This is a genomic window from Pilimelia terevasa (genome assembly GCF_014647915.1).
GTDB classification, from domain to species: domain Bacteria; phylum Actinomycetota; class Actinomycetes; order Mycobacteriales; family Micromonosporaceae; genus Pilimelia; species Pilimelia terevasa.
This window is the reverse complement of the sequence record NZ_BMQC01000002.1, coordinates 246,292-265,772: the sequence shown is the minus strand read 5'-3', so window position 1 is coordinate 265,772 and position 19,481 is coordinate 246,292. Positions and strand designations below refer to the sequence as shown.

Sequence of the window (19,481 nt, the reverse complement as noted above, 5' to 3'; positions counted from 1 at the left end):
CTGCCCGCCGCCCAGTGACCCCCGTGCCACCGACGGAGAGAGCAGACTCGATGACCACCCCTTCCAATCCCGCGCTCCGCGAGCGGTACCTGCGCGACGCCGTCGCCACCGCCTCCCCCGCCAAGCTGCTGGTGATGCTCTACGACCGGCTGGTCCTGGACCTGGCGCGGGGCGAGCAGGCGCTGCGCGAGGAGAACCGCGACGAGGCCACCGCCCAGCTCCAGCACGCCCAGGAGATCATCATGGAGCTGCGGGCCTCGCTGGACACCTCCGCCTGGGAGGGCGGCCCCGGTCTGGCCCAGCTCTACGGCTTCCTGCTCACCGAGCTGATCCAGGCCAACGTCCGCCGCGAGCCCGACCGGGTCGCCAGTTGCAAGGCGCTGGTCGAGCCCCTGCGGGACGCCTGGCGCGAAGCGGCCGTAGTCCCGGCTCCCGCCGCCTGAGGCCCGCCGTGACCACGGACGAGTGGCGGGCCGCCTGGCTCGCCGCGCTGGACGCGTGTGAGGCGGACGTGACGGAAGTGGAGGCGATGCTCGCCCAGGAGCACCGCTTCCAGGACATGGAGACGCGCCAGGGCTGGCAGCCGCCGGCCAACATCGGGCAGCTCCCGCTGGACCTGCGCCCGCGCGCCGACGCGATCCTCCAGCGCCAGATCGCCGCCGCCCAGGCGCTGACCCTGGCGATGACCGCGAACCGCCGCCAGGCGGCCTTCGCCGCGAAGGTGGAGAACGGCTCCCCGGGCAAGACGCCGCCGAGCTACGTCGACCAGGCCCTCTGAGCCGCCCGTACCAGCACCGCCGACCCCACCGACCCCGGTAAGCGAGGGACCTTCCGCACCAGGCGCCCCAGGCGTCGCGGGAGGTCCCTCGCGTATGTCGGGGACATCCGCCGGCCGAGGAAAAAAGCGGTGGGCAACCGACTAGCAACCGTCCGTGTTGTTGTCTCGCTACCGCGGCGGCCGAACGTAGTGGGTGAGCAAGGAGCTCACACCACCGCCACGGACTGAGGCGACCCACGCAGCGAAATCTGAGGGGAGCGGCTGCGAGTGTTCGACGATGTGTCCTCGGCAGCTCTGCGCGTCGCGCTCACCGGTCTGGCCCAGCGCCAGCGGGTGACCGCCAACAATATCGCCAACATCGAGACCCCGGGTTTCCGCGCCGGCCGCGTCCAGTTCGAGAGCGCGCTGCGCGACGCGGTCGACTCGACCGACGACTCCGGCGTCATCGGTGCGGTCGAAGCCACCACCGCGCAGTCGCTCCAGCCGACCCGCCTCAACGGCAACAACGTGAATCTCGACCACGAGACGCTGTCGAACATCGACACGGGCTTGCGGTACCAACTCATGCTCCGCGCGCTGGACAACAAGTACAGCGGCCTGAGCACCGTGATCCGGGGGTCCTGATCATGACGCTTTTCGACTCGATCGGGATCGCCGGAAGCGGCGTCACCGTCTACCGCAAGTGGCTCGACGCGGTCTCCGACAACATCGCCAACATGAACGACGCCGCCCCCACCAGCGGCCCGGCGTTCCAGGAGCGGTTCGTCATCGCCCAGGAGGCGGCCGACGGCAAGGGCGCCCAGGTCGGCGGCGCGCGGTTCGGCAACGCGGCCGGGCGCATGGTCTACGAGCCCAACCACCCGTACGCCGACGACAAGGGCTACGTCCGCTACCCGGACATCAACCTCTCCGACCAGATGGGATCGCTGATCATGGCGCAGCGCGGCTACCAGGCCAACCTCGCCGTCGTCGACCGGGCCAAGGGCGCCTATGAGGCCGCCCTCCAGTTGGGTCGCTCGTGACCTCGGCGATCGAGCCCATCGGGGCGATCGGCGGTCTCACGGGTGCGGCACCGATCGCACCGATCGACACCACCCTGGACATCGGCGCCACCACCGGCGTCGAGGGTGCCGGCAAGGCGGACTTCGCCAGCACCCTGGCGAGCAGCCTCCAGCAGGTCCAGGACATGCAGCACAAGACCAGCGATCTTTCGGTACAGGCGGCCACCGGCACCCTGTCCGACGTCCATGACTACATGATCGCCTCCGCCGAGTCCGGTATCGCGACGCAGTTGACCTCCGCGGTCCGCAACAAGGCAGTCGAGGCGTTCCAAGAGATCATGAGGATGCAGGCCTGATGGGTGACCGGATTCCCGCACCGCTCCGCCGGATCGGCGGCACGTTCAGCTCGTTCACGGCCGGCCAGAAGGCCGTCACGCTGCTCGGCATCGTGGCCCTGGCCGTCGGCGGCTTCTTCTTCGCCACCTGGGCGTCGAAGCCGGCCATGGCTCCGCTGTTCTCGAACCTGTCCGGCCAGGACGCCTCGGCGATCGTCGAGAACCTGACCAGCACGGGCGTCGAGTACGAGCTGACCGACGGCGGCGCGACCATCATGGTCCCCTCCGACAAGGTCTACGACCTGCGCCTGCAGATGAGCGGCGAGGGCCTGCCGGCCCAGGCCGACACCGGCTACGCGCTGCTGGACAAGCAGGGCATCACCACCAGCGACTTCATGCAGCACATCGGCTACCAGCGCGCCCTGGAGGGCGAGCTGGCCAAGACGATCAAGTCGATCGACGGCGTCCAGGCCGCCACCGTGCACCTGGTGCTGCCGGAGAAGGACATCTTCAGCGACGACGAGAAGAAGCCCACGGCGTCGGTCATGGTCACCGGCAAGTCCGGCTCCACCCTGGACGACGAGCAGGTCCGCGCGGTCGTGCACCTGGTCGCCTCCTCGGTCGAGGGCCTGGACCCCAAGAACGTCACCGTCGCGGACGCCTCCGGCACGGTCCTGTCCACCGGCGACGGCCGCGGCCAGACCGGCGCCGGTGGCGGCGGCGGCGACCAGCGCGCCAAGGCCACGGCGGAGTTCGAGACCAAGATGAACTCCGCGGTCACCCGGATGCTGGAGAGTGTCGTCGGTACCGGCAAGGCCATGGTCAAGACCACCTCCGACCTGGACTTCGACGAGACCGAGACCGAGTCGCAGCGCTACACCGCCGACCCGGCCGTGCCCCCGCTGACCGAGACCACCAAGAACGAGAAGTACACCGGCGGCGGTGCCGGCAACGGCGGCGTGCTCGGCCCGGACAACATCCAGGTGCCCAACGGCAACGGCGGCAACGGCACGTACGACTCCACCGAGGAGGCCCGGCGCAACGCCGTCGGCGTCATCAAGGAGACCCGCAAGGCCGCCCCGGGCGCCGTCCGTCGGCTCAGCGTCTCGGTCCTGCTGGACCAGAACGCCGCCGCCGGGGTCAACCAGGCGCAGGTGCAGCAGCTCGTCTCCGCCGCCGCCGGCATCAACGCGGCACGCGGCGACACGATGGCCGTGACCATCCTGCCCTTCAGCACCGCCGACGCCGACACGGCGAAGGCCGAGGAGGACAAGGCCGCGGCCGCCGAGAAGACCGACCAGCTCATGGGCTACGCCAAGACCGGCGGCCTGGTGCTGATCGTCCTGATCCTGATCTTCCTCGCCTGGCTGGGCAACCGGAAGAAGAGCAAGGGCCTCACCGACGAGGAGCTGGCGCAGCTCGCCGAGATGCAGGCGGCGCTGGTCGCCGAGGCCGACGCGGCCCGGGCGATCGAGGGCGGTCCCGACACCGCGGCGATCGAGGCCGGCGAGGACGTGAACAACCGCCGCGAGGAGATCTCCGAGATGGTGGCCAACCAGCCCGAGGAAGTCGCGGTGCTGCTGCGGAGCTGGCTCGCCGACCGGCGCGGCTGAGACGACAGGAAGGGGACCTAGCTGATGACGATGGCGACCAGCGAGCTCACCGGCCTGCGCAAGGCCGCGGTGATGCTGCTCCAGATGAGCAAGGAGGACTCGGCCAAGATCCTCGCCCAGATGCGGGAGTCCGAGGTCGAGGAGATCATGGCCGAGATCGCCCGGATCGGGTCGGTCGACGCCGACACCTCCGCGGGGGTCCTCGACGAGTTCGCCCTGATGGCCACTACCCACCGGCTGGCCACCCAGGGCGGCATGGACCACGCCCGGGAGATGCTGGAGGCCACGCTCGGCAAGGAGAAGGCCGCCGCGATCCTGGACCGCCTGTCGGTGACCGTCACCGACATGCCCTTCAAGTTCATCAACCACGCCGACCCGCGCCAGGTCCTCTCCTTCATCCAGCACGAGCACCCGCAGACCATCGCGCTGGTGCTGGCCCACGCCACCTCGACGATGGCCTCGCAGATCCTCTCCGGGCTCAGCCCGGAGCTGCAGGCCGACGTCGCCCACCGGATCGCCGTCATGGACCGCACCTCGCCGGAGATCATCCGCCAGGTGGAGCAGTCGCTGGAGCGCAAGATCTCCTCGGTACTCCAGCCCAACGAGCTGTCCACGGTCGGCGGCCTCCAGCCGCTGGTCGACATCATCAACCGGGCCGACCGCGGTACCGAGCGGCTCATCCTGGAGGGCCTGGAGGCCCGCAACCCGGAGATCGCCGAGGAGATCCGGCGCCGGATGTTCATGTTCGAGGACGTCACGATGCTGGAGGACCGCGCGGTCCAGCTCGTCCTGCGCTCGGTCGAGATGAACGACCTCGCCATCGCGCTCAAGGGCGTCAACGACTCCGTGCGCGACAAGGTCACCCGCAACCTGTCCGAGCGGGCCCGGGAGAACCTCGTCGAGGAGATCGACCTGCTCGGCCCGGTCCGCCTGCGCCAGGTGGAGGAGTCGCAGGCGAAGATCGTCCAGGCCATCCGCGCCCTGGAGGAGTCCGGCCAGATCGAGATCAACCGGGGTGGTGACGACGATGAGTTCGTGGACTGAGCCCAACCCGGTGCTGCGCGGGGCCGACGCCGCGCAGGTCGCCGCCGCCGACTTCGCCGCCGACCTGCGCGCGGCTGTCCCGGCGCCGAGCCACCTCGTGGCCCAGCAGCAGCAGGCCGCCCGCACCGCCGGGTACGCCGAGGGCTGGGCGCAGGGCCAGCGGGCCGCCCGCGTGGCCGCCCAGGCCGTCGCCGACCAGCTCGCCGCGGCCGACGCCGCCGAGACCACCGCCCGCGAGGCCCTGCTCGGCCAGGCCATCCAGGCCGTCGCGGGGGCGATGGCCCAGGTCGAGGCCCGCGAGGCGCCGGTCGTCGCGGAGATCGGCGCCTCGATCTTCGCGGCGGCGACGGCGCTGGCCGAAGCCGTCATCGGCTACGAGATCAACACGAACCCGGACACTCCGATGCACGCGGTCCGGCGGGCGCTGGCGATGGTGCCCACGGCCGAGGACGTGACGGTGCGACTGCACCCGTCTGATCACCGGGCGCTCACCGGTTCTGAAACCACGGTCGCGGAATCTGTAGATGGCCGGGCGGTAACCCTCCACCCCGATCCCGGCCTGCAGCCCGGTGACGCCACCGCCGACTACGGCGTCACCCACATCGACGCCACCATCGCCAACGCGCTTGACCGCGCACGGGAGGTACTCGCCTCGTGACCGTTGCTCTCACCGACCGTCTGTCCCGTGCCACCCGGGCCGCGTCCCCGCTCGTCACCGGAGCGGTGACCGGCGCCGTCGGCCTCCGCCTGACCGTCGAGGGGATCGGCGGCCGGGTCGGCGACCTGCTACGGATCGGCGAGGGCGCGGACGAGATGTTCGCCGAGGTCACCGCCCTGGACGGTCCCAAGCTCCAGTGCCTGCCGCTCGGCACCCTCGCCGGCGTCGGCACGGGCAGCCCCGCGGTCAACACCGGCGCGGCGCTCCAGGTGCCCGTCGGCGCCGGCCTGCGCGGCCGGGTGCTCGACGGCCTCGGCCGCCCCATGGACGGCATGGGCCCGCTGGACGACTGCTCCTACGTCGGCATCAACGCCGCTCCCCCGGCCGCCCTGGCCCGGCAGCGGATCACCCAGCCGATGGCGCTGGGCGTCCGCGCGCTGGACACGCTCGTCCCCGTCGGCCGCGGCCAGCGCCTGGGCATCTTCGCCGGCTCCGGCGTCGGCAAGTCGACCCTGATGTCCATGATCACCCGGGGTACCGACGCGCAGATCAACGTCATCGCCCTGGTCGGCGAGCGTGGCCGCGAGGTCCGCGAGTTCATCGAGAACGACCTCGGCGCCGAGGGCCTGGCCCGCTCCGTGGTCGTCGTCGCCACCAGCGACCAGCCGCCGCTCGTGCGGCTGCGCGCCGCCTTCGCCGCCACCCGGATCGCCGAGTGGTTCCGGGACACCGGCGCCGACGTCCTGCTGATGATGGACTCCATCACCCGCACCGCGATGGCCCAGCGCGAGGTCGGCCTGTCCGTCGGCGAGCCGCCGGCCACCCGGGGCTACCCGCCGTCGGTGTTCAGCATGCTCGCCCAGCTCATGGAGCGCGCCGGCCCCGGCGAGCGCGGCACCATCACCGGCCTCTACACCGTCCTCGTCGAGGGCGACGACCACAACGAGCCGATCGCCGACGCCGCCCGCTCGATCCTCGACGGCCACGTCGTGCTGGACCGCAAGCTGGCCACCGCCGGCCACTTCCCGTCGATCGACGCGCTGGAGTCCATCTCCCGGCTGGCCAACACGGTCACCACGCCGGACCAGCGCGCCGCCGCCACCGCCCTGCGCCGGCTGCTCGCCGCCCACCGCGACGTCCGCGAGCTGGTGGAGATCGGCGCGTACGTCACCGGGACGAACCCGGACGCCGACCTCGCCCAGGCGCTGTGGCCCCGGATCCTGGGGTTCCTCCGCCAGGACTTCGACGCACCGAGCACCGCCGCCCAAGCCTGGGAAGACCTGGTCACCGTGCTGACCGCCGGCGCCCACCTGCACACCGGCACGCCCGAGATCGGTGAGGACTGATGGGTACCTTCAAGCTCTCCGCCGTCCTGCGCGCCCGCCAGGCGCAGGAGGACGTCCGCAAGGCCGAGGTCGTCCGCGCCCGCGGCGCGTCGCGCGCCGCCCGCGAGCGCGCCGACGAGCGCAAGGAGCTGCTCAGGGGCAGCGAGGCGCTCGTCGGCGGCACCGGCCGCGCGGTCGTCGCCGCCATCGCCGCCCGCCAGGCGCTCGCCGCCGGCCTCGCCGCCGCCCACCGGGGCGTCGAGGAGGCCGACCTGGAGATCGCCGAGAGCACCGACCGGCTCGCCGACGCGGCCAAGAACCGCCGCATCGTGGAGCGCCTCGGCGAGCGGCACGCCGCCGCCGCCAAGAGCAAGCACGCCTCGGCCGAGCAGCGCGCGCTCGACGAGATCGCGATCACCGGCGCGACCCGCGGCGACAGGGGGGCCATGTGAGCCTGACCGACATGGTCGGCCGGATCGCCTCGCTCCAGTCGATGCACGCGCAGCTCACCCAGCCGACCACCGCCGCCGCGGCCGGCCGGGCCAACGCCGCCTCGTTCGCCCAGCAGCTCACGAAAGCCACCGTCGCCCAGGGCACGTCGGGCGGCGTCAGCGGCAAGGACGTCGTCCGGGACGCCCGCAAGTACCTCGGCGTCCCGTACGTCTTCGGCGGCACCAACCCCAAGACCGGCCTGGACTGCTCGGGCCTCGTCCAGAAGGTCTTCAAGGACCTCGGGGTCGAGATGCCGCGGATCGCCGCCGACCAGGCGAAGAAGGGCACCGAGATCTCCAGCGTGGCCAAGGCCAGGCCCGGCGACCTGATCACCTTCGGCGACCCCGCGCACCACATCGGGATCTACGTCGGCGACAACAAGATCCTGCACGCCCCGCAGCCCGGCCAGAACGTCAAGATCGAGACGATCTGGGAGAAGCCGACCTCGATCCGCCGGATCGTCCCCGCCACCGCCGCGGCGGCCGTCGGCGCGGCCGGCGCCGCGGGGGCCGTCGGCGCCGGCGGCGGCAACCGGGTCAGCGGCGTGCCGTACGCCGACATGTTCAACGCGGCCGGCGCCCGGCACGGCGTGTCGCCGAAGCTGCTCGCCGCGATCGCCAAGGTCGAGTCCGGGTACAACGCGAAGGCCGTCAGCCCGGCCGGCGCCCGGGGCCTGATGCAGATCATGCCGGCGACCGCCCGGGAGATGGGCGTCGACCCGATGAACGTCCGGTCCGCGATCGACGGGGCCGCCCGGATCATGAAGGGCAACCTCAAGAAGTTCGACTCGATGCCGCTGGCCATCGCGGCGTACAACGCCGGGGGCGGCGCCGTCCGCCAGTACGGCGGAATCCCACCGTTCGCTGAGACCCAGGCCTACGTGCCCAAGGTCCAGCGCGCCCTGGCCGCACTCGGATAAGGAGGGCCCCACCCGCATGACCACGCCCATGATCCAGCCCGCCCCGCCGCCGGCCGCCGGCCGCGCGGGCACCGCCCAGGCCGCCGCGCCCGACGGGGCCGGCGCCGACTTCGACGCCGCCCTCAGCGCGGCCGTCGACAGCACCGCGCAGGACCCGGGCGCCGGTACGCCCGACGACGGGACCGCCGCGCCCGACTCCGCCGAGGCCCCCGCCGCCCCGGCGCCGGTGGTGCCGATGGCGCTGCCGGTGATCGCCGGGCAGTTCGCCGCTCTGGTCGCCGCCGCCGCTGCCCCCGTCGCCGCCGCCCCGGCGGTGGCCGGCGCGGATGCGCCCGTCGCCCCGGCCACCGGCGCGGTCGCCGCTCCCGCGGACGCCGCCGCGGCGCCGGCCGGCGACTTCCTGGCCCCCGGCGCCGCCGACGGCGAGCCCCTCCCGACCGGCCCGCGGACCCCGCAGGCCACCGCCGGCACCCCGATCCCGGCAGGCGCGCCGGCTGGCCCGGCCGCACCGGCTGGCCCGGCCGGGCCGGCGGCCGGGGCGGCCGCGTCGACGCCCGCCGGGGCGCAGCCGAGCGCCGCACCGCTGCTCAAGCAGGCCGTCGACGTACACGTCACGCCGGCCGCCGGCCCGATGTCCGCCGGGACCCGGCCGGTCGCCCCCGCCCTGGTCGGGGTGCCGGTCGCGCCGCTCGCCGGTCCGACCGACCCGGCCGCGGTACCGGCGCCCGCCGCCGGCCCCACCGCCACCACCGGCCCCGTCGCACCGGCGCTCCCGACCGGCACCGAGGTGCCCGCCGCCGCGCCGGTCCCGGCCGAGCCGGCCCCGCTGCCGCCGGCCGGCGCGGTCGCCGGCCCGGCGCCCGCCCCGGCCCCGGCGCCGGTGAGCGCGCCCCCGGCCGCCGCACCGGCTCCGCCCACCCTGCCGGCCGCGCCCGCCCACCAGGTCGCCATGCACCTGGCGCCGCTGAAGCTGGAGGCCGACGGCGTCCACCGCCTCACGGTCCACCTGCACCCGGCCGACCTCGGCCCGGTCAGCGTGGTCGCCGAGGTCCGCGACGGCGCCATCGCGGTCTCCCTCGCCGGGGCCACCGACGCCGGCCGGGAGACGCTGCGGGCCGCCCTGCCGGACCTGCGCCGGGAGCTGGCCGCCTCCGGCTTCACCGACTGCCAGCTCGACCTGCGCTCGGGTACCGGCCAGCAGGACGCCCCGCGGCAGTTCGCCGCCCCGCGCGGCTGGACCGGCGGGGGCGACCCCGGCGCCGCCGACCCGGCCCCCACCCCGACCGACCGCCGACCGACCGCCGCCGCGGCCGGCCGCGTGGACGTACACGTCTGAGGACAGGAGACAACGAGATGACCAGCCCAGTGTCCTCAGGTGGGACCTCCGGCACGCCGATCAGGGATGTACTCGGCAAGTCCACCCAGCCCGAGAAGACCCCAGGCAACTCGCTGGGCCAGGACGCGTTCCTCAAGCTCCTGGTCGCCCAGCTCCGCTACCAGGACCCCACCAGCCCCAGCGACGGCGCCCAGTTCCTCGCGCAGACCGCCCAGTTCACCCAGGTCGAGAAGCTCAACGAACTGGCCAAGTCCCAGGCCAGCATGCTCTCCGCCCAGACCATGCTCAGCGCCAGCAACATGGTCGGCCGCACCGTCACCTACACCGACTCCGAGGGTGTCACCGCCACCGGCAAGGTCGTCTCGGCCAGCGTCAACGGCACCAACCCGAGCGTGAAGATCGGCGACGTCAACGTGCCGCTCTCGTCCATCACCACCGTCCACGCCTGAACTTCTGCCAGCACCGCTCCGACGACGTAAGGACGACATACATGCTTCGCTCGCTCTTCTCCGGCATCAGTGGCCTCCGCGCGCACCAGACGATGATGGACGTCACCGGCAACAACATCGCCAACGTCAACACCACGGGCTTCAAGGGCAGCCAGGCGACGTTCCAGGACACGCTGAGCCAGATGGTGCAGCCCGCCGGCAGTCCCGCCACCGGCCTCGGCGGGACCAACCCCGCGCAGATCGGCCTCGGCGTCCGGCTCGGCGGCATCACCACCAACTTCACCCAGGGCGCCACGCAGATGACCGGCCGCTCGACGGACCTGATGATCCAGGGCGACGGCTTCTTCGCCGTCAACAACGGCTCGGAGACGCTGTTCACCCGCAACGGCTCGTTCTCCTTCGACGCCAACGGCACCATGGTCACCAACGGCGGCATGAAGGTGCAGGGCTGGCAGGCCAACGCTGCCGGTGCCATCAACACCAACGCGAACCCGGGCCCGATCACCCTGCCGATCTCGACGCTGCTCGCGCCGACCGCCACCGCCACCGCCACCTTCAGCGGCAACCTGCCGGGCAACCAGCCCAACGGCTCGGCGATCACGACCTCGATGACCGTGTACGACATCGCCGGCAACGGCTCGACCCTGTCGGTCACCCTGACCAAGCAGGCCGCGGGCTGGGACGTCTCCTTCGACGGCGGCGTCACCACCACCGGCTCGCTGACCTTCGACGGCGCCGGCGCCTACACCGGCGGCAGCCCGGTCCTGGACCCGGCCACCGGCGTCAGCGTCGACCTGGACGGCATCACCGCCTACTCCGGCTCCTCGACGGTGGCCCCGCAGAGCCAGAACGGTTCCGCGGCCGGTTCGCTCCAGTCGTTCACGATCTCGCCGGACGGCATCATCAACGGCGTGTACTCCAACGGCCTCAAGCAGTCGCTGGGCCAGCTCACGATGGCGACGTTCAACAACCCGACCGGACTGGAGAAGGCCGGCGACTCGATGTACCGCAACACCGTCAACTCCGGCCCGGCCCAGTTCGGCCCCGCCGGCACCGGCGGCCGCGGCGTGCTCCAGTCCGGCGCGCTGGAGATGTCCAACGTCGACCTGGCCCAGGAGTTCACCAACCTGGTGATCGCCCAGCGCGGCTTCCAGGCCAACTCGCGGGTCATCACGACCAGCGACTCGCTGCTGGAGGACCTGGTCAACCTCAAGCGCTGACGCTGATCCGCGCGAGGGGGCGGCGACCGGAGTCGGTCGCCGCCCCCTCGCGTCGCGGTACCGCAGCGACTCAGCGCGTGCGCACGTACACGATCATGGCGATGCCCAAGAAGAACAGCGCGCCGTCCGCGACGAACTGCCAGGCGGCGATCCGCGGCAGCAGGACCAGATTGGTGGCGAAGCCCATGCCGGCTGACACCAGACTCCACCCCAGGGTCTCCCACAACTGGTCGTGCGCCGCGGCGTGCCGGCCGTACATGCCCTGCCGGCCGCTGACCACGTGGACGGCGTCGATGGAGCGGGCGCCGGCGGTCATGGCGGCGTGGTCGCTGCGGGTGGCCAGGTCCAGCCGGAACTCGGCGACGAAGTCGTTGTACTGCTGTAGCCCCCGCGGGTCGAACGGTCGACGCGCCCGGCTCACCTACTCGGCCCCGGACGCAGGGCGCCGGGGTCCAGGTCGACGATGAACTCGGCCACCCGCAGCCGTCGGCCCACGGCGCTGTGCCAGCCGAGCACCGCGCCGAAAAACGTGCCGAGCAGCAGCGAGGTGGCCACGACGAGCGCCAGCACCGCGACCGGCGGCACCTGCCACAGGCGCAGGGCCAGGACGACTCCCCCCGCCGCGACGACCCCGGCACCCCCTGCGCAGACACTGATCCGGGCGGCCCTGCGCTCCCTACCGAGGCGGAACTCCCACGCCTCCGTCAGCTCGGTGCGGCGGTCCACCGACGGGGCGGCACCGGTTTCCGGGGCGGTCACGATCTGCCCGCGCGTGTGCGCGAAGAGGAGCGCATGGGGCACGGTAACATTCATGTGATATTCCTCACTAGCATCCGCCTGGCCGATCCTCGGCGCCGCCTCGTCACAGGTGCGAACGATCGGCGCGCGCGGCTGACACGCCGGAAACCCGATCATCGACGGCGGTTCCGACTGAACAGGGCCGGCGGAGCTGGCCGTTCAGCCCATCTAGGGTGGGCGGCATGAAGGCACGCGCCGTGCGGGACCTGTCCGTCCTCCTGCCCGAGCTGGACGAGGAGTACCTGGAGTCCGTCGTGGACGCCCCCGACGAGGACCTGGTGGACGCCGACGTCGCCGGGGCCGACTGGTCGGGCCTGCACCTGGTGGGCGGGCGAATCGACGGCAGCCGGCTCACCCAGGTCGACCTCTCCGGCAGCCGCTGGACCCGGACGCGGCTGACCGGCGCCGTACTCGCCGGCTGCGACCTGTCGGGCGTGCGCTGGGACGCCGTACACCTCGACCGCGTGTACCTGCGCGGCTGCCGGATGACCGGGCTGCGGGCCGCCGGGACGACCGCCCGGGACCTGCTGCTGGAGGGGTGCCGGCTGGACTACGCGACCTTCGAGGACCTGCGGGCCACCGGCGCGGTGGCCTTCGTCGACTGCGTCCTGAGCCGGGCCAGCCTGACCCGCTGCCGGCTGCCCGGGGTCGTCCTGGACGGCTGCACCCTGGAGGACCTCGAACTGGTCGACTGCGACCTGCGGGGCGCGGACCTGCGCGGCTGCCGCGTCGACGGCGTCCTGGGCCTGGACGGGCTGCGCGGGGTCCGCCTGGACAGTACGCAGCTCGTCGAGCTGGCGGCGGCGGCCGCCCGCAACCTGGACATCGCCCTGGCCGACGACGCCTGACCGGCCGCGCGGGGACGGGTGGTCAGCTCACCACGTCCTTGCGCAGGAAGCGCCACCACGCCGCGGCCAGCAGCAGCGTCGTGTACGCCACGGCCGCGAACGCCCCCCGGACGATGTCGTCGGCCTGGGCCGGGGTCGACAGCAGCCCCAGCCACGCCTGCCCGTAGTGGGTGGGCAGCCAGTCGCGGACGCCGCCCAGCGCCTCGATCTGGTCGAGGATGCTGGACACGATGAACAGCAGCACCGCGCCGCCGACCGCGCCGAGCGGGGCGTCGGTGGAGACCGACAGCAGGACGGCCAGGGCGCCGACGACGGACAGGCTCAGCAGCAGGTACCCGACGATGCCCGCCAGCCGGGCCACGCCCGCGGCGGGCGGGATGTCGGCCGCCACCGTGCTGGCCAGCGGGTGCCAGCCGTACCGCAGGGTGCCCAGCAGCAGCGCGGTGACCGCGAGCAGGAGGACCGCCGAGACGGCGTAGCCCGCCGCGACCAGGACCTTGGCCAGCAGCAGCCGGGCGCGCGGCACCGGGGTGGCCAGCAGGTAGCGCAGGCTCCCCCAGCTCGCCTCGCTGGCGACCGTGTCGCCGAAGAACAGCGCCACCGCCACCACCAGCAGGAAGCTGGAGGAGACGAGGACGGTGAAGACGGCGAAGTTCAGGCCGCCGGAGGTGGCCAGCTCGGCGAGGCTGGAGAACTCCCCGCGCCCCGACCGGCCCTCGTCCTCGTCGCCCCCGCCGAACTGGAAGGCCAGCAGGACGATGACCGGCAGCAGCACCATGCCGGCGAGCGTGAACTGGGTGCGGCGGCGGGCCGCCTGCCGCCGCCACTCCGCCGCCAGCGGCAGCGTGCGGCCCGGCCGGTAGCCGGCGGCGGCGCCGTCCGCGCCCGCCGGGCGGGGCGGGAGCCGTACCGCGGTGCCCGCCGCGTCGGGCGCCGCGGCGCGGGTGTCGTCCTCGGATCCGGTCACCGGTCACCACTTCCTCGGGTCTGCTCGCCCACGAGCGAGAGGAACGCGTCCTCCAGCCGCCGCCGCGGCACCACCTTGTCCACCCGGATGCCCGCCCGCACCAGCGAGGCGACCGCCGCGCCGCGGGGCACGGTACCGAGGTCGGCGACAATCCCGCCCAGCTCGTCGAGTTCCAGCGAGACGACCCCCACCATGTCGCCGATCACCTTCGCGGCCGCGGCGGGGTCCCCGACGGCGAACTGGGTGGTCGGGGAGTCGCCGACGATGTCGGCCACCGGCCCGTCGGCCACCACCTGGCCCTTGTGCACCACGACGACGTGGGTACAGGTCTGCTCCACCTCGGCCAGCAGGTGGCTGGAGACCAGCACCGCCCGCCCGTCGGCGGCGTACCGGCGCAGCACCACCCGCATCGCCGCGATCTGCGGCGGGTCCAGCCCGTCCGTCGGTTCGTCCAGGATCAGCAGCTCGGGCAGGCCGAGCATCGCCTGGGCGATCGCCAGCCGCTGCCGCATTCCGTGGCTGTACGTGCGGACGCGCCGGTGCACCGACTCCCCCAGGCCCGCGATCTCCAGCGCCTCGGCGAACCGGGCGTCGGCGACCGGGCGGCCCGTGGCCTGCCAGTACGCCCGCAGGTTGGCCAGGCCGGACAGGTGCGGCAGGAAGCCCGGCCCCTCGACCAGCGCACCGATCCGCGAGAGCACCGGCGCCCCGGGCGCCAGCCGGTGCCCGAACACCAGCGCGTCGCCGGCCGACGGGCGGGTCAGCCCGGTCAGTACCCGCAGCGTGGTGGTCTTGCCGGCGCCGTTGGGGCCGAGCAGGCCGACCACCTGCCCCCGCCCGACGGTGAACCCGACCTCGGCGACCGCGACGAAGCCGCCCGGGTACACCTTGCGCAGCCCCCGGACCACGAGCGGGTCCTCGGCGTGCGGCGCCTCGACGGCGATGTCGGCGCGGCCGCGGCGGCGGCGCCCGACGAGCACCGCCGCGGCCACCCCCAGCACCACGCACACCAGCAGCGCGTACCGCCACGCGGTCGCGTCGGTGGGGATGGCGCGGCCCGGCATGTCCGGGACGAGCAGCGGCGCGTCGCCGGCCGCCACCGTGTAGACGGCCGGGGCCGCCGGGGTGGCGTAGGCGGCGTCGGCGCTGGCCACCGTGACCCGCAGCCGGTGGCCCGCCTCGAACCGGTGCACCAGGCCGGGCAGCGTCACCGTGACCGGGGTGGCGCCCTCCACCCGCGCCGGCAGGCCGGTGAGCCGCACCGGCGCCGCCTGCCCGCCCACCAGGGTCGGCCGGCCGCCGGGCGGCACGTCGTACAGCTTGACGAACAGCACGGCCTCGCCCGTGGGCGACGCGGCGCGCAGCGGCAGCGTCGGGGCGCCGGCCAGGTCCAGCGGCCGGGTCAGCTCGGGCGAGACGAAGTCGGCGTGCTGGCCGGGCAGGTCCCCGCCCAGGGACCCGGCGAGGCCGGACAGGGCGCCCGCCCCGGGCAGCGAGGAGATCGCCGCGGGGGCGCCGCCGGGCGGGTTGGCCAGCCGCCGGGGCGGGCCGCTCAGCGGGATCTCCCGGCGGTCCGTGCCGGCCAGGCCCGGGTAGTAGTCGACGGCGTACCCGGAGGCGACCAGGCCGCGCTCGCCGACGGCGAAGCCGGCGACCCGGGAGTAGGTGAAGCTGTTCGCCGGCCGCCCCAGCTCCCCGGAGACATAGTGGCCGAGCCACTGCCCGGTGAGGGCGCGCACCCGGTCGCGGTCGTTGGCGGGGCCGTTCCCGCCGTCGTGGCCGCCGGTGAACCAGGCGACCCGCACCGGCGTGCCGGCGGCGGCCAAGGCGCGGGCGTTGGCGTCGGCCTCGGCCAGCGGGAACAGCGTGTCGGCGGTGCCCTGCACCAGCAGGGTGGGCGCCCTGACCGCCCGCAGGTCGGCATTGGCCAGCCGGAGCCGGGCGAGGGTCGCGGCGTCCGGCCGCCCGGTGGCGCCGGCCTGCCGGTAGATGGCGCAGACGTCGACGGCGAACCGGCCGCACGCCACGTCGTCGCCGGCCCCGCCGTCCCCGCCGGCCCCGCCCGCGCCGCTGTCCCCGCCCGCGCCGGTCTCGCCGCCCGGTCCGGCGGCACCGCCCGGTCCGGCGGCACCGTCCGGTTCCGGGCCGGCGGATCCCTGGTCGCCGCCGGGGGTCCCGGCGGTGCCGGCGCCCGGCGCGCCGCCGCGGCCGAAGAACAGCGCCGCCCACGACTTCTTGAACACGCCGGTCGCCGGGTCGTCGCCGACGGCGTTCGGGGCGAAGGCGCGCGCCAGGTCGTTCCAGGTGATCATCGGGACGATGGCGTCCACCCGCCGGTCGGCGGCCGCGAGGGCCAGCGCCAGCGCGCCGCCGTACGAGCCGCCGACCACCCCGACCCGCGGGTCGGCGGCGCCGTCGCGGCGGACCTGCGGCTGGGCGGCCAGCCAGTCCAGGAGGCGCTGGGCGTCGCGGACCTCGTAGTCCGGGTGGTTGAGGTGGATCTGCCCGCCGCTGCGGCCGAACCCGCGCGCGGTCCAGGTCAGCACGGCGTACCCCTGGGCGGCGAGGTCCTCGGCGTCGGCGCGGACCGACTCCTTGGTGCCGCCGAAGCCGTGGGCCAGCAGGACGGCCGGCACCGCGTCGGCGGCCGAGGCCCCCGCAGGTACGTAGAAGGACGTGTCCAGGGCGGTGCTCTCCCGCCCGCCGGGGCCCGAGTCGACGGTCAGGACGCGGTCGGCGCGGCGGAACGGCGAGGCCGCCGGCCACCCCAGCCACACCAGCCCCGCCAGCACCAGGACGACGCCCGCGGCGGCGAGGAACCGGTGCCGGGGCCGCGTCGGCCACCAGGCCAGCGCTTTCCGCCGTACGTTCCCACCCAAACTTCGCAGAGCACCCACCGCCATACCCGACACGCTACGTCGCCGGCCCCGCCGGCCCGCACGCGCACGCCGAAACGGCCGCACTCCTCAACCCCCGCGCCGGCCGGTCGATGGTGAATGTCAACTGGCCAACACGGCCGGACCACCACCACCGCGGCCAGCCCGGGCCGCGGTACTAGCCAGGACGGACACACCCGTGATCCTCGTGACGCGCCTCAACGGGTCGGCGTTCGCCCTGAACCCGGATCTGGTCGAACGGGCCGACTGCACCCCCGACACCGTGATCACCCTGGTGGACGGGACGAAGTACGTGATCGCCGAGTCGGTACCCGAGTTCATCGCCCTGGTCCGGGAGTACCGCTCCTCGCTGATCGCGGCCGCCCAGCGGATCGGACCGACCCCGGTCCCCCCGCCGGACGACGACGCCGAAGTCAGGCAAGCCACCGCCACCGACGACGTGACCAACGTCGTGCCGCTGCACCGAAAGGAGCGATGATGGATCCCGCCAGCCTCATCGGCGTCATCGCCGCCCTGATCATCGTCTTCGTCGTGCAGATCCTGGAAGGCGGGTCGCCGGCCTCCATCATGCTGCTGCCGGCGATGCTCCTGGTCTTCGGCGGCTCGTTCGCCGCGGCGATGGCCGGCGGCATCATGAAGGACGCCACCGGCGTCGGCACCGCGCTGAAGAACGCGTTCCTGCCCAAGCTCGCCCCGGCGGCCGACCTGGTCGACGCCGTGGTCAAGCTGGCCGAGCGCGCCCGCCGCGAGGGCCTGCTCGCGCTGGAGGACGCCGCCAAGGACGTGGAGCACCCCTTCCTCAAGCGCGGCCTCCAGCTCGCCATCGACGGCACCGACCCCGAGGAGCTGGGCGAGATCCTCCAGTCCGAGATCGAGGCCAAGCGCAAGGCCGACAAGGCCTCCGCCAAGCTGTTCGAGGGCATGGGCGGCTACGCCCCGACCGTCGGCATCATCGGCACGGTCATGGGCCTGGTGCACGTGCTGGAGAACCTGGACAAGCCCGAGACCCTGGGCCACTCCATCGCCGCGGCGTTCGTCGCCACCCTGTGGGGCGTGCTCACCTCCAACCTCATCTGGCTCCCGCTGGCCAACCGGACCAAGCGCATCAGCGAGCTGGAGTGCGACCAGATGGACCTGGCGATCGAGGGCGTCCTGGCGATCCAGGCCGGGTCCAACCCGCGCCTGGTGGCCCAGAAGCTCACCAGCCTCCTGCCCCCGGGCAGCGTGCCGGCCGAGAAGAAGAAGGCGGCGTAGCACCATGTCGCACGGTTCGTCCAAGAAGGGCCGCAAGAAGGGCGGCGGCCACGAGGAGGAGCACGAGAACCACGAACGGTGGCTCGTGTCGTACGCCGACATGCTCACCCTGCTGTTCGTGCTGTTCGTGGTGCTGTTCTCGATGAGCACCGTGGACGCGGCGAAGTTCTCGGCGCTGGCCAACAGCCTCGCCCAGGGCTTCGGTGTGACCAGCGCCGCGCTCAGCGGCCAGTCCAGCCCCATCCCGGGTACGCCGGACCAGCCGCAGGTGATCCCGCCGATCCGGCAGGGCGCCAACACGCAGCTCGCCGAGCCGATCGTGGAGCAGGCCACCGCCAAGGACAAGAAGATCGCGAAGGCCGCCGTGGCCGCCGCGAGCCGGAGCAAGGCGCTCACCGACGCACTGGCCGCGGCCAAGGAGGCCAGGAATCTCGCCGAGGTCGAGAAGAAGATCAAGAACGCGCTCCGCCGCGACAAGCTGGACAGCCAGGTCAAGTTCAAGATCGACGAGCGGGGCCTGGTGGTCAGCGTGATCTCCTCCGACGTCGTCTTCGCCGGGGACCGGGCCGACCTCCAGCCCGGCGGCCAGACGATCCTGCGCGCCGTGGCGCCGGCACTGCTCAAGCTGCCCAACAAGATCGAGGTCGACGGGCACACCAACCAGCTCAAGGTCCCGACGCTCAACTACCCGAGCGCCTGGGAGCTGTCCACGGCCCGTGCCTCGGTGGTCGTCCGGTACCTGAACAGCCAGGGGGTCGCCGAGGACCGGATGTTCGCCGCCGGCTTCGCCGGCACCCGGCCGCTGATCGACCCCAAGGACCCGCGCGCGGTCACCCAGAACCGCCGGGTGGACGTCGTGATCCTCTCCGGCCTGCCGGCCGAGCAGCGGGCGCTGCTGCCCTCGGTGGCCGAGGGGGCCGAGGCCGAGGCCGCGGCCGCCCCCGTCACCGAGAACGCCCACACCGAGCCCACCCACCCCAAGACCGACGCCCACTGAGGAGCCGAGAGATGAGTACCGAGGAGTCCCCGGCCGCTGAGGCGCCGAAGAAGTCCAAGAAGAAACTGATGATCATGATCATCGCGGCCGTCCTCCTGCTGGGCGGCGGCGGTGGCGCGTACTTCGTCTTCTTCGCCCACAGCGCCGAGGCCGAGGCCGAGCCGCCGCCGGAGCCCGGCCCGGTCGTGTCCATGGACCCGGTCACGGTCAACCTGGCCGACGGCCACTACCTGCGGGTGTCGCTGGCGCTCCAGACGACCCTGGACGCCGAGGAGGTCGACGGCGCCAAGGCACTGGACCTGGCCATCGCCCTGTACGGCGAGAAGAAGTACGCCGAGCTGGCCACCGCGGCCGGGCGGGCCAAGGCGAAGAAGGAGCTCGTCGCCGAGGTCAAGGAGGCGTACGAGAACCAGGTGTACGACATCTACTTCAAGGAGTTCGTCACGCAGTAGCGGGCACCCGCCCCGGGGGCCGCCGCACCGGTTCGGTGCCGCGGCCCCCGGGTGCGTACCCGGCCGCGCGCCGGGTGGGCGCGGGGTGCGCCGGAGTG

The 19,481-nt window shown here is 73.5% G+C and carries 23 protein-coding genes; 19 read left to right on the top strand and 4 right to left on the bottom strand.

Annotated elements, in window-relative coordinates:
- The first annotated feature begins 50 nt into the window (after positions 1 to 50).
- From fliS to IEY75_RS04145, 14 genes are all read left to right on the top strand, one after another.
- Positions 51 to 443: a flagellar export chaperone FliS gene (fliS, locus tag IEY75_RS04210; protein WP_189112844.1), complete on the top strand. Its 393-nt coding sequence runs from the start codon at positions 51 to 53 to the stop codon at positions 441 to 443.
- An 8-nt stretch (positions 444 to 451) separates the two neighbouring features.
- On the top strand, positions 452 to 778 hold the full coding sequence (locus tag IEY75_RS04205) for a hypothetical protein (protein WP_189112843.1): 327 nt from the start codon (positions 452 to 454) through the stop codon (positions 776 to 778).
- Between the two features lie 267 nt (positions 779 to 1,045).
- On the top strand, positions 1,046 to 1,402 hold the full coding sequence (flgB, locus tag IEY75_RS04200; protein WP_189112842.1) for a flagellar basal body rod protein FlgB: 357 nt from the start codon (positions 1,046 to 1,048) through the stop codon (positions 1,400 to 1,402).
- 2 nt (positions 1,403 to 1,404) lie between these two features.
- Positions 1,405 to 1,800, top strand: coding sequence for a flagellar basal body rod protein FlgC (locus tag IEY75_RS04195; RefSeq protein WP_189112841.1), 396 nt, complete (start codon positions 1,405 to 1,407; stop codon positions 1,798 to 1,800).
- Positions 1,797 to 2,135, top strand: coding sequence for a flagellar hook-basal body complex protein FliE (gene fliE, locus IEY75_RS04190; RefSeq protein WP_189112840.1), 339 nt, complete (start codon positions 1,797 to 1,799; stop codon positions 2,133 to 2,135). Before IEY75_RS04195 ends, fliE begins: the two co-directional genes overlap by 4 nt.
- Positions 2,135 to 3,727 (top strand): flagellar basal-body MS-ring/collar protein FliF, encoded by a 1,593-nt coding sequence (fliF, locus tag IEY75_RS04185; protein ID WP_189112839.1) that lies wholly within the window; start codon positions 2,135 to 2,137, stop codon positions 3,725 to 3,727. Before fliE ends, fliF begins: the two co-directional genes overlap by 1 nt.
- Positions 3,728 to 3,751: 24 nt before the next feature.
- Entirely contained in the window at positions 3,752 to 4,771 is a 1,020-nt protein-coding gene (gene fliG, locus IEY75_RS04180; RefSeq protein ID WP_189112838.1) for a flagellar motor switch protein FliG, read from the top strand.
- Positions 4,755 to 5,429 carry a FliH/SctL family protein gene (locus tag IEY75_RS04175; protein WP_189112837.1) on the top strand — a complete coding sequence of 225 codons (675 nt, stop codon included), beginning with the start codon at positions 4,755 to 4,757 and terminating at the stop codon, positions 5,427 to 5,429. Before fliG ends, IEY75_RS04175 begins: the two co-directional genes overlap by 17 nt.
- Positions 5,426 to 6,775, top strand: a complete 1,350-nt coding sequence (locus IEY75_RS04170; RefSeq protein ID WP_189112836.1) for a FliI/YscN family ATPase — start codon at positions 5,426 to 5,428, stop codon at positions 6,773 to 6,775. Before IEY75_RS04175 ends, IEY75_RS04170 begins: the two co-directional genes overlap by 4 nt.
- Positions 6,775 to 7,206 carry a flagellar FliJ family protein gene (locus IEY75_RS04165; RefSeq protein WP_189112835.1) on the top strand — a complete coding sequence of 144 codons (432 nt, stop codon included), beginning with the start codon at positions 6,775 to 6,777 and terminating at the stop codon, positions 7,204 to 7,206. The genes IEY75_RS04170 and IEY75_RS04165 overlap by 1 nt, the downstream gene beginning before the upstream one ends.
- Positions 7,203 to 8,165, top strand: a complete 963-nt coding sequence (locus IEY75_RS04160; protein WP_229789338.1) for a transglycosylase SLT domain-containing protein — start codon at positions 7,203 to 7,205, stop codon at positions 8,163 to 8,165. The genes IEY75_RS04165 and IEY75_RS04160 overlap by 4 nt, the downstream gene beginning before the upstream one ends.
- Positions 8,166 to 8,181: 16 nt before the next feature.
- Entirely contained in the window at positions 8,182 to 9,501 is a 1,320-nt protein-coding gene (locus tag IEY75_RS04155; RefSeq protein ID WP_189112834.1) for a flagellar hook-length control protein FliK, read from the top strand.
- A gap of 17 nt (positions 9,502 to 9,518) precedes the next feature.
- The gene (locus IEY75_RS04150) at positions 9,519 to 9,950 is read left to right on the top strand and encodes a flagellar hook capping FlgD N-terminal domain-containing protein (protein ID WP_189112833.1); all 432 of its coding nucleotides are present in this window, start codon (positions 9,519 to 9,521) and stop codon (positions 9,948 to 9,950) included.
- Positions 9,951 to 9,991: 41 nt separating this feature from the next.
- A complete protein-coding gene (locus IEY75_RS04145; protein WP_189112832.1) occupies positions 9,992 to 11,170 on the top strand; it encodes a flagellar hook protein FlgE in 1,179 nt (392 codons plus the stop codon).
- Positions 11,171 to 11,240: 70 nt separating this feature from the next.
- Here the strand turns inward: IEY75_RS04145 and IEY75_RS04140 are convergent, their stop codons facing one another.
- Both IEY75_RS04140 and IEY75_RS04135 read right to left on the bottom strand, forming a co-directional pair.
- Positions 11,241 to 11,591, bottom strand: a complete 351-nt coding sequence (locus IEY75_RS04140; RefSeq protein ID WP_189112831.1) for a hypothetical protein — start codon at positions 11,589 to 11,591, stop codon at positions 11,241 to 11,243.
- The gene (locus tag IEY75_RS04135; RefSeq protein ID WP_189112830.1) at positions 11,588 to 11,983 is read right to left on the bottom strand and encodes a hypothetical protein; all 396 of its coding nucleotides are present in this window, start codon (positions 11,981 to 11,983) and stop codon (positions 11,588 to 11,590) included. The genes IEY75_RS04140 and IEY75_RS04135 overlap by 4 nt, the downstream gene beginning before the upstream one ends.
- Before the next feature lie 167 nt (positions 11,984 to 12,150).
- Between IEY75_RS04135 and IEY75_RS04130 the strand changes: the two genes are divergently transcribed.
- Entirely contained in the window at positions 12,151 to 12,816 is a 666-nt protein-coding gene (locus IEY75_RS04130) for a pentapeptide repeat-containing protein (protein WP_189112829.1), read from the top strand.
- A gap of 22 nt (positions 12,817 to 12,838) precedes the next feature.
- Here IEY75_RS04130 and IEY75_RS04125 read toward each other — a convergent pair whose 3' ends face one another.
- Both IEY75_RS04125 and IEY75_RS04120 read right to left on the bottom strand, forming a co-directional pair.
- The gene (locus IEY75_RS04125; RefSeq protein ID WP_229789362.1) at positions 12,839 to 13,660 is read right to left on the bottom strand and encodes an ABC transporter permease; all 822 of its coding nucleotides are present in this window, start codon (positions 13,658 to 13,660) and stop codon (positions 12,839 to 12,841) included.
- A gap of 119 nt (positions 13,661 to 13,779) precedes the next feature.
- Positions 13,780 to 16,686, bottom strand: a complete 2,907-nt coding sequence (locus IEY75_RS04120; protein WP_189112827.1) for an alpha/beta fold hydrolase — start codon at positions 16,684 to 16,686, stop codon at positions 13,780 to 13,782.
- Positions 16,687 to 16,858: 172 nt separating this feature from the next.
- Between IEY75_RS04120 and IEY75_RS04115 the strand changes: the two genes are divergently transcribed.
- Genes IEY75_RS04115 through IEY75_RS04100 form a run of 4 tightly spaced genes read left to right on the top strand, consistent with a single transcriptional unit; the run spans position 16,859 to position 19,383 of the window.
- Positions 16,859 to 17,158, top strand: coding sequence for a flagellar FlbD family protein (locus tag IEY75_RS04115; protein ID WP_189112826.1), 300 nt, complete (start codon positions 16,859 to 16,861; stop codon positions 17,156 to 17,158).
- Complete coding sequence (locus IEY75_RS04110; RefSeq protein WP_189112825.1) at positions 17,158 to 17,934, top strand: flagellar motor protein; 777 nt, start codon at positions 17,158 to 17,160, stop codon at positions 17,932 to 17,934. Before IEY75_RS04115 ends, IEY75_RS04110 begins: the two co-directional genes overlap by 1 nt.
- A gap of 4 nt (positions 17,935 to 17,938) precedes the next feature.
- Positions 17,939 to 18,931, top strand: coding sequence for a flagellar motor protein MotB (locus IEY75_RS04105; protein WP_189112824.1), 993 nt, complete (start codon positions 17,939 to 17,941; stop codon positions 18,929 to 18,931).
- A gap of 11 nt (positions 18,932 to 18,942) precedes the next feature.
- Complete coding sequence (locus IEY75_RS04100) at positions 18,943 to 19,383, top strand: flagellar basal body-associated FliL family protein (protein ID WP_189112823.1); 441 nt, start codon at positions 18,943 to 18,945, stop codon at positions 19,381 to 19,383.
- The last annotated feature ends 98 nt before the right edge of the window (positions 19,384 to 19,481 follow it).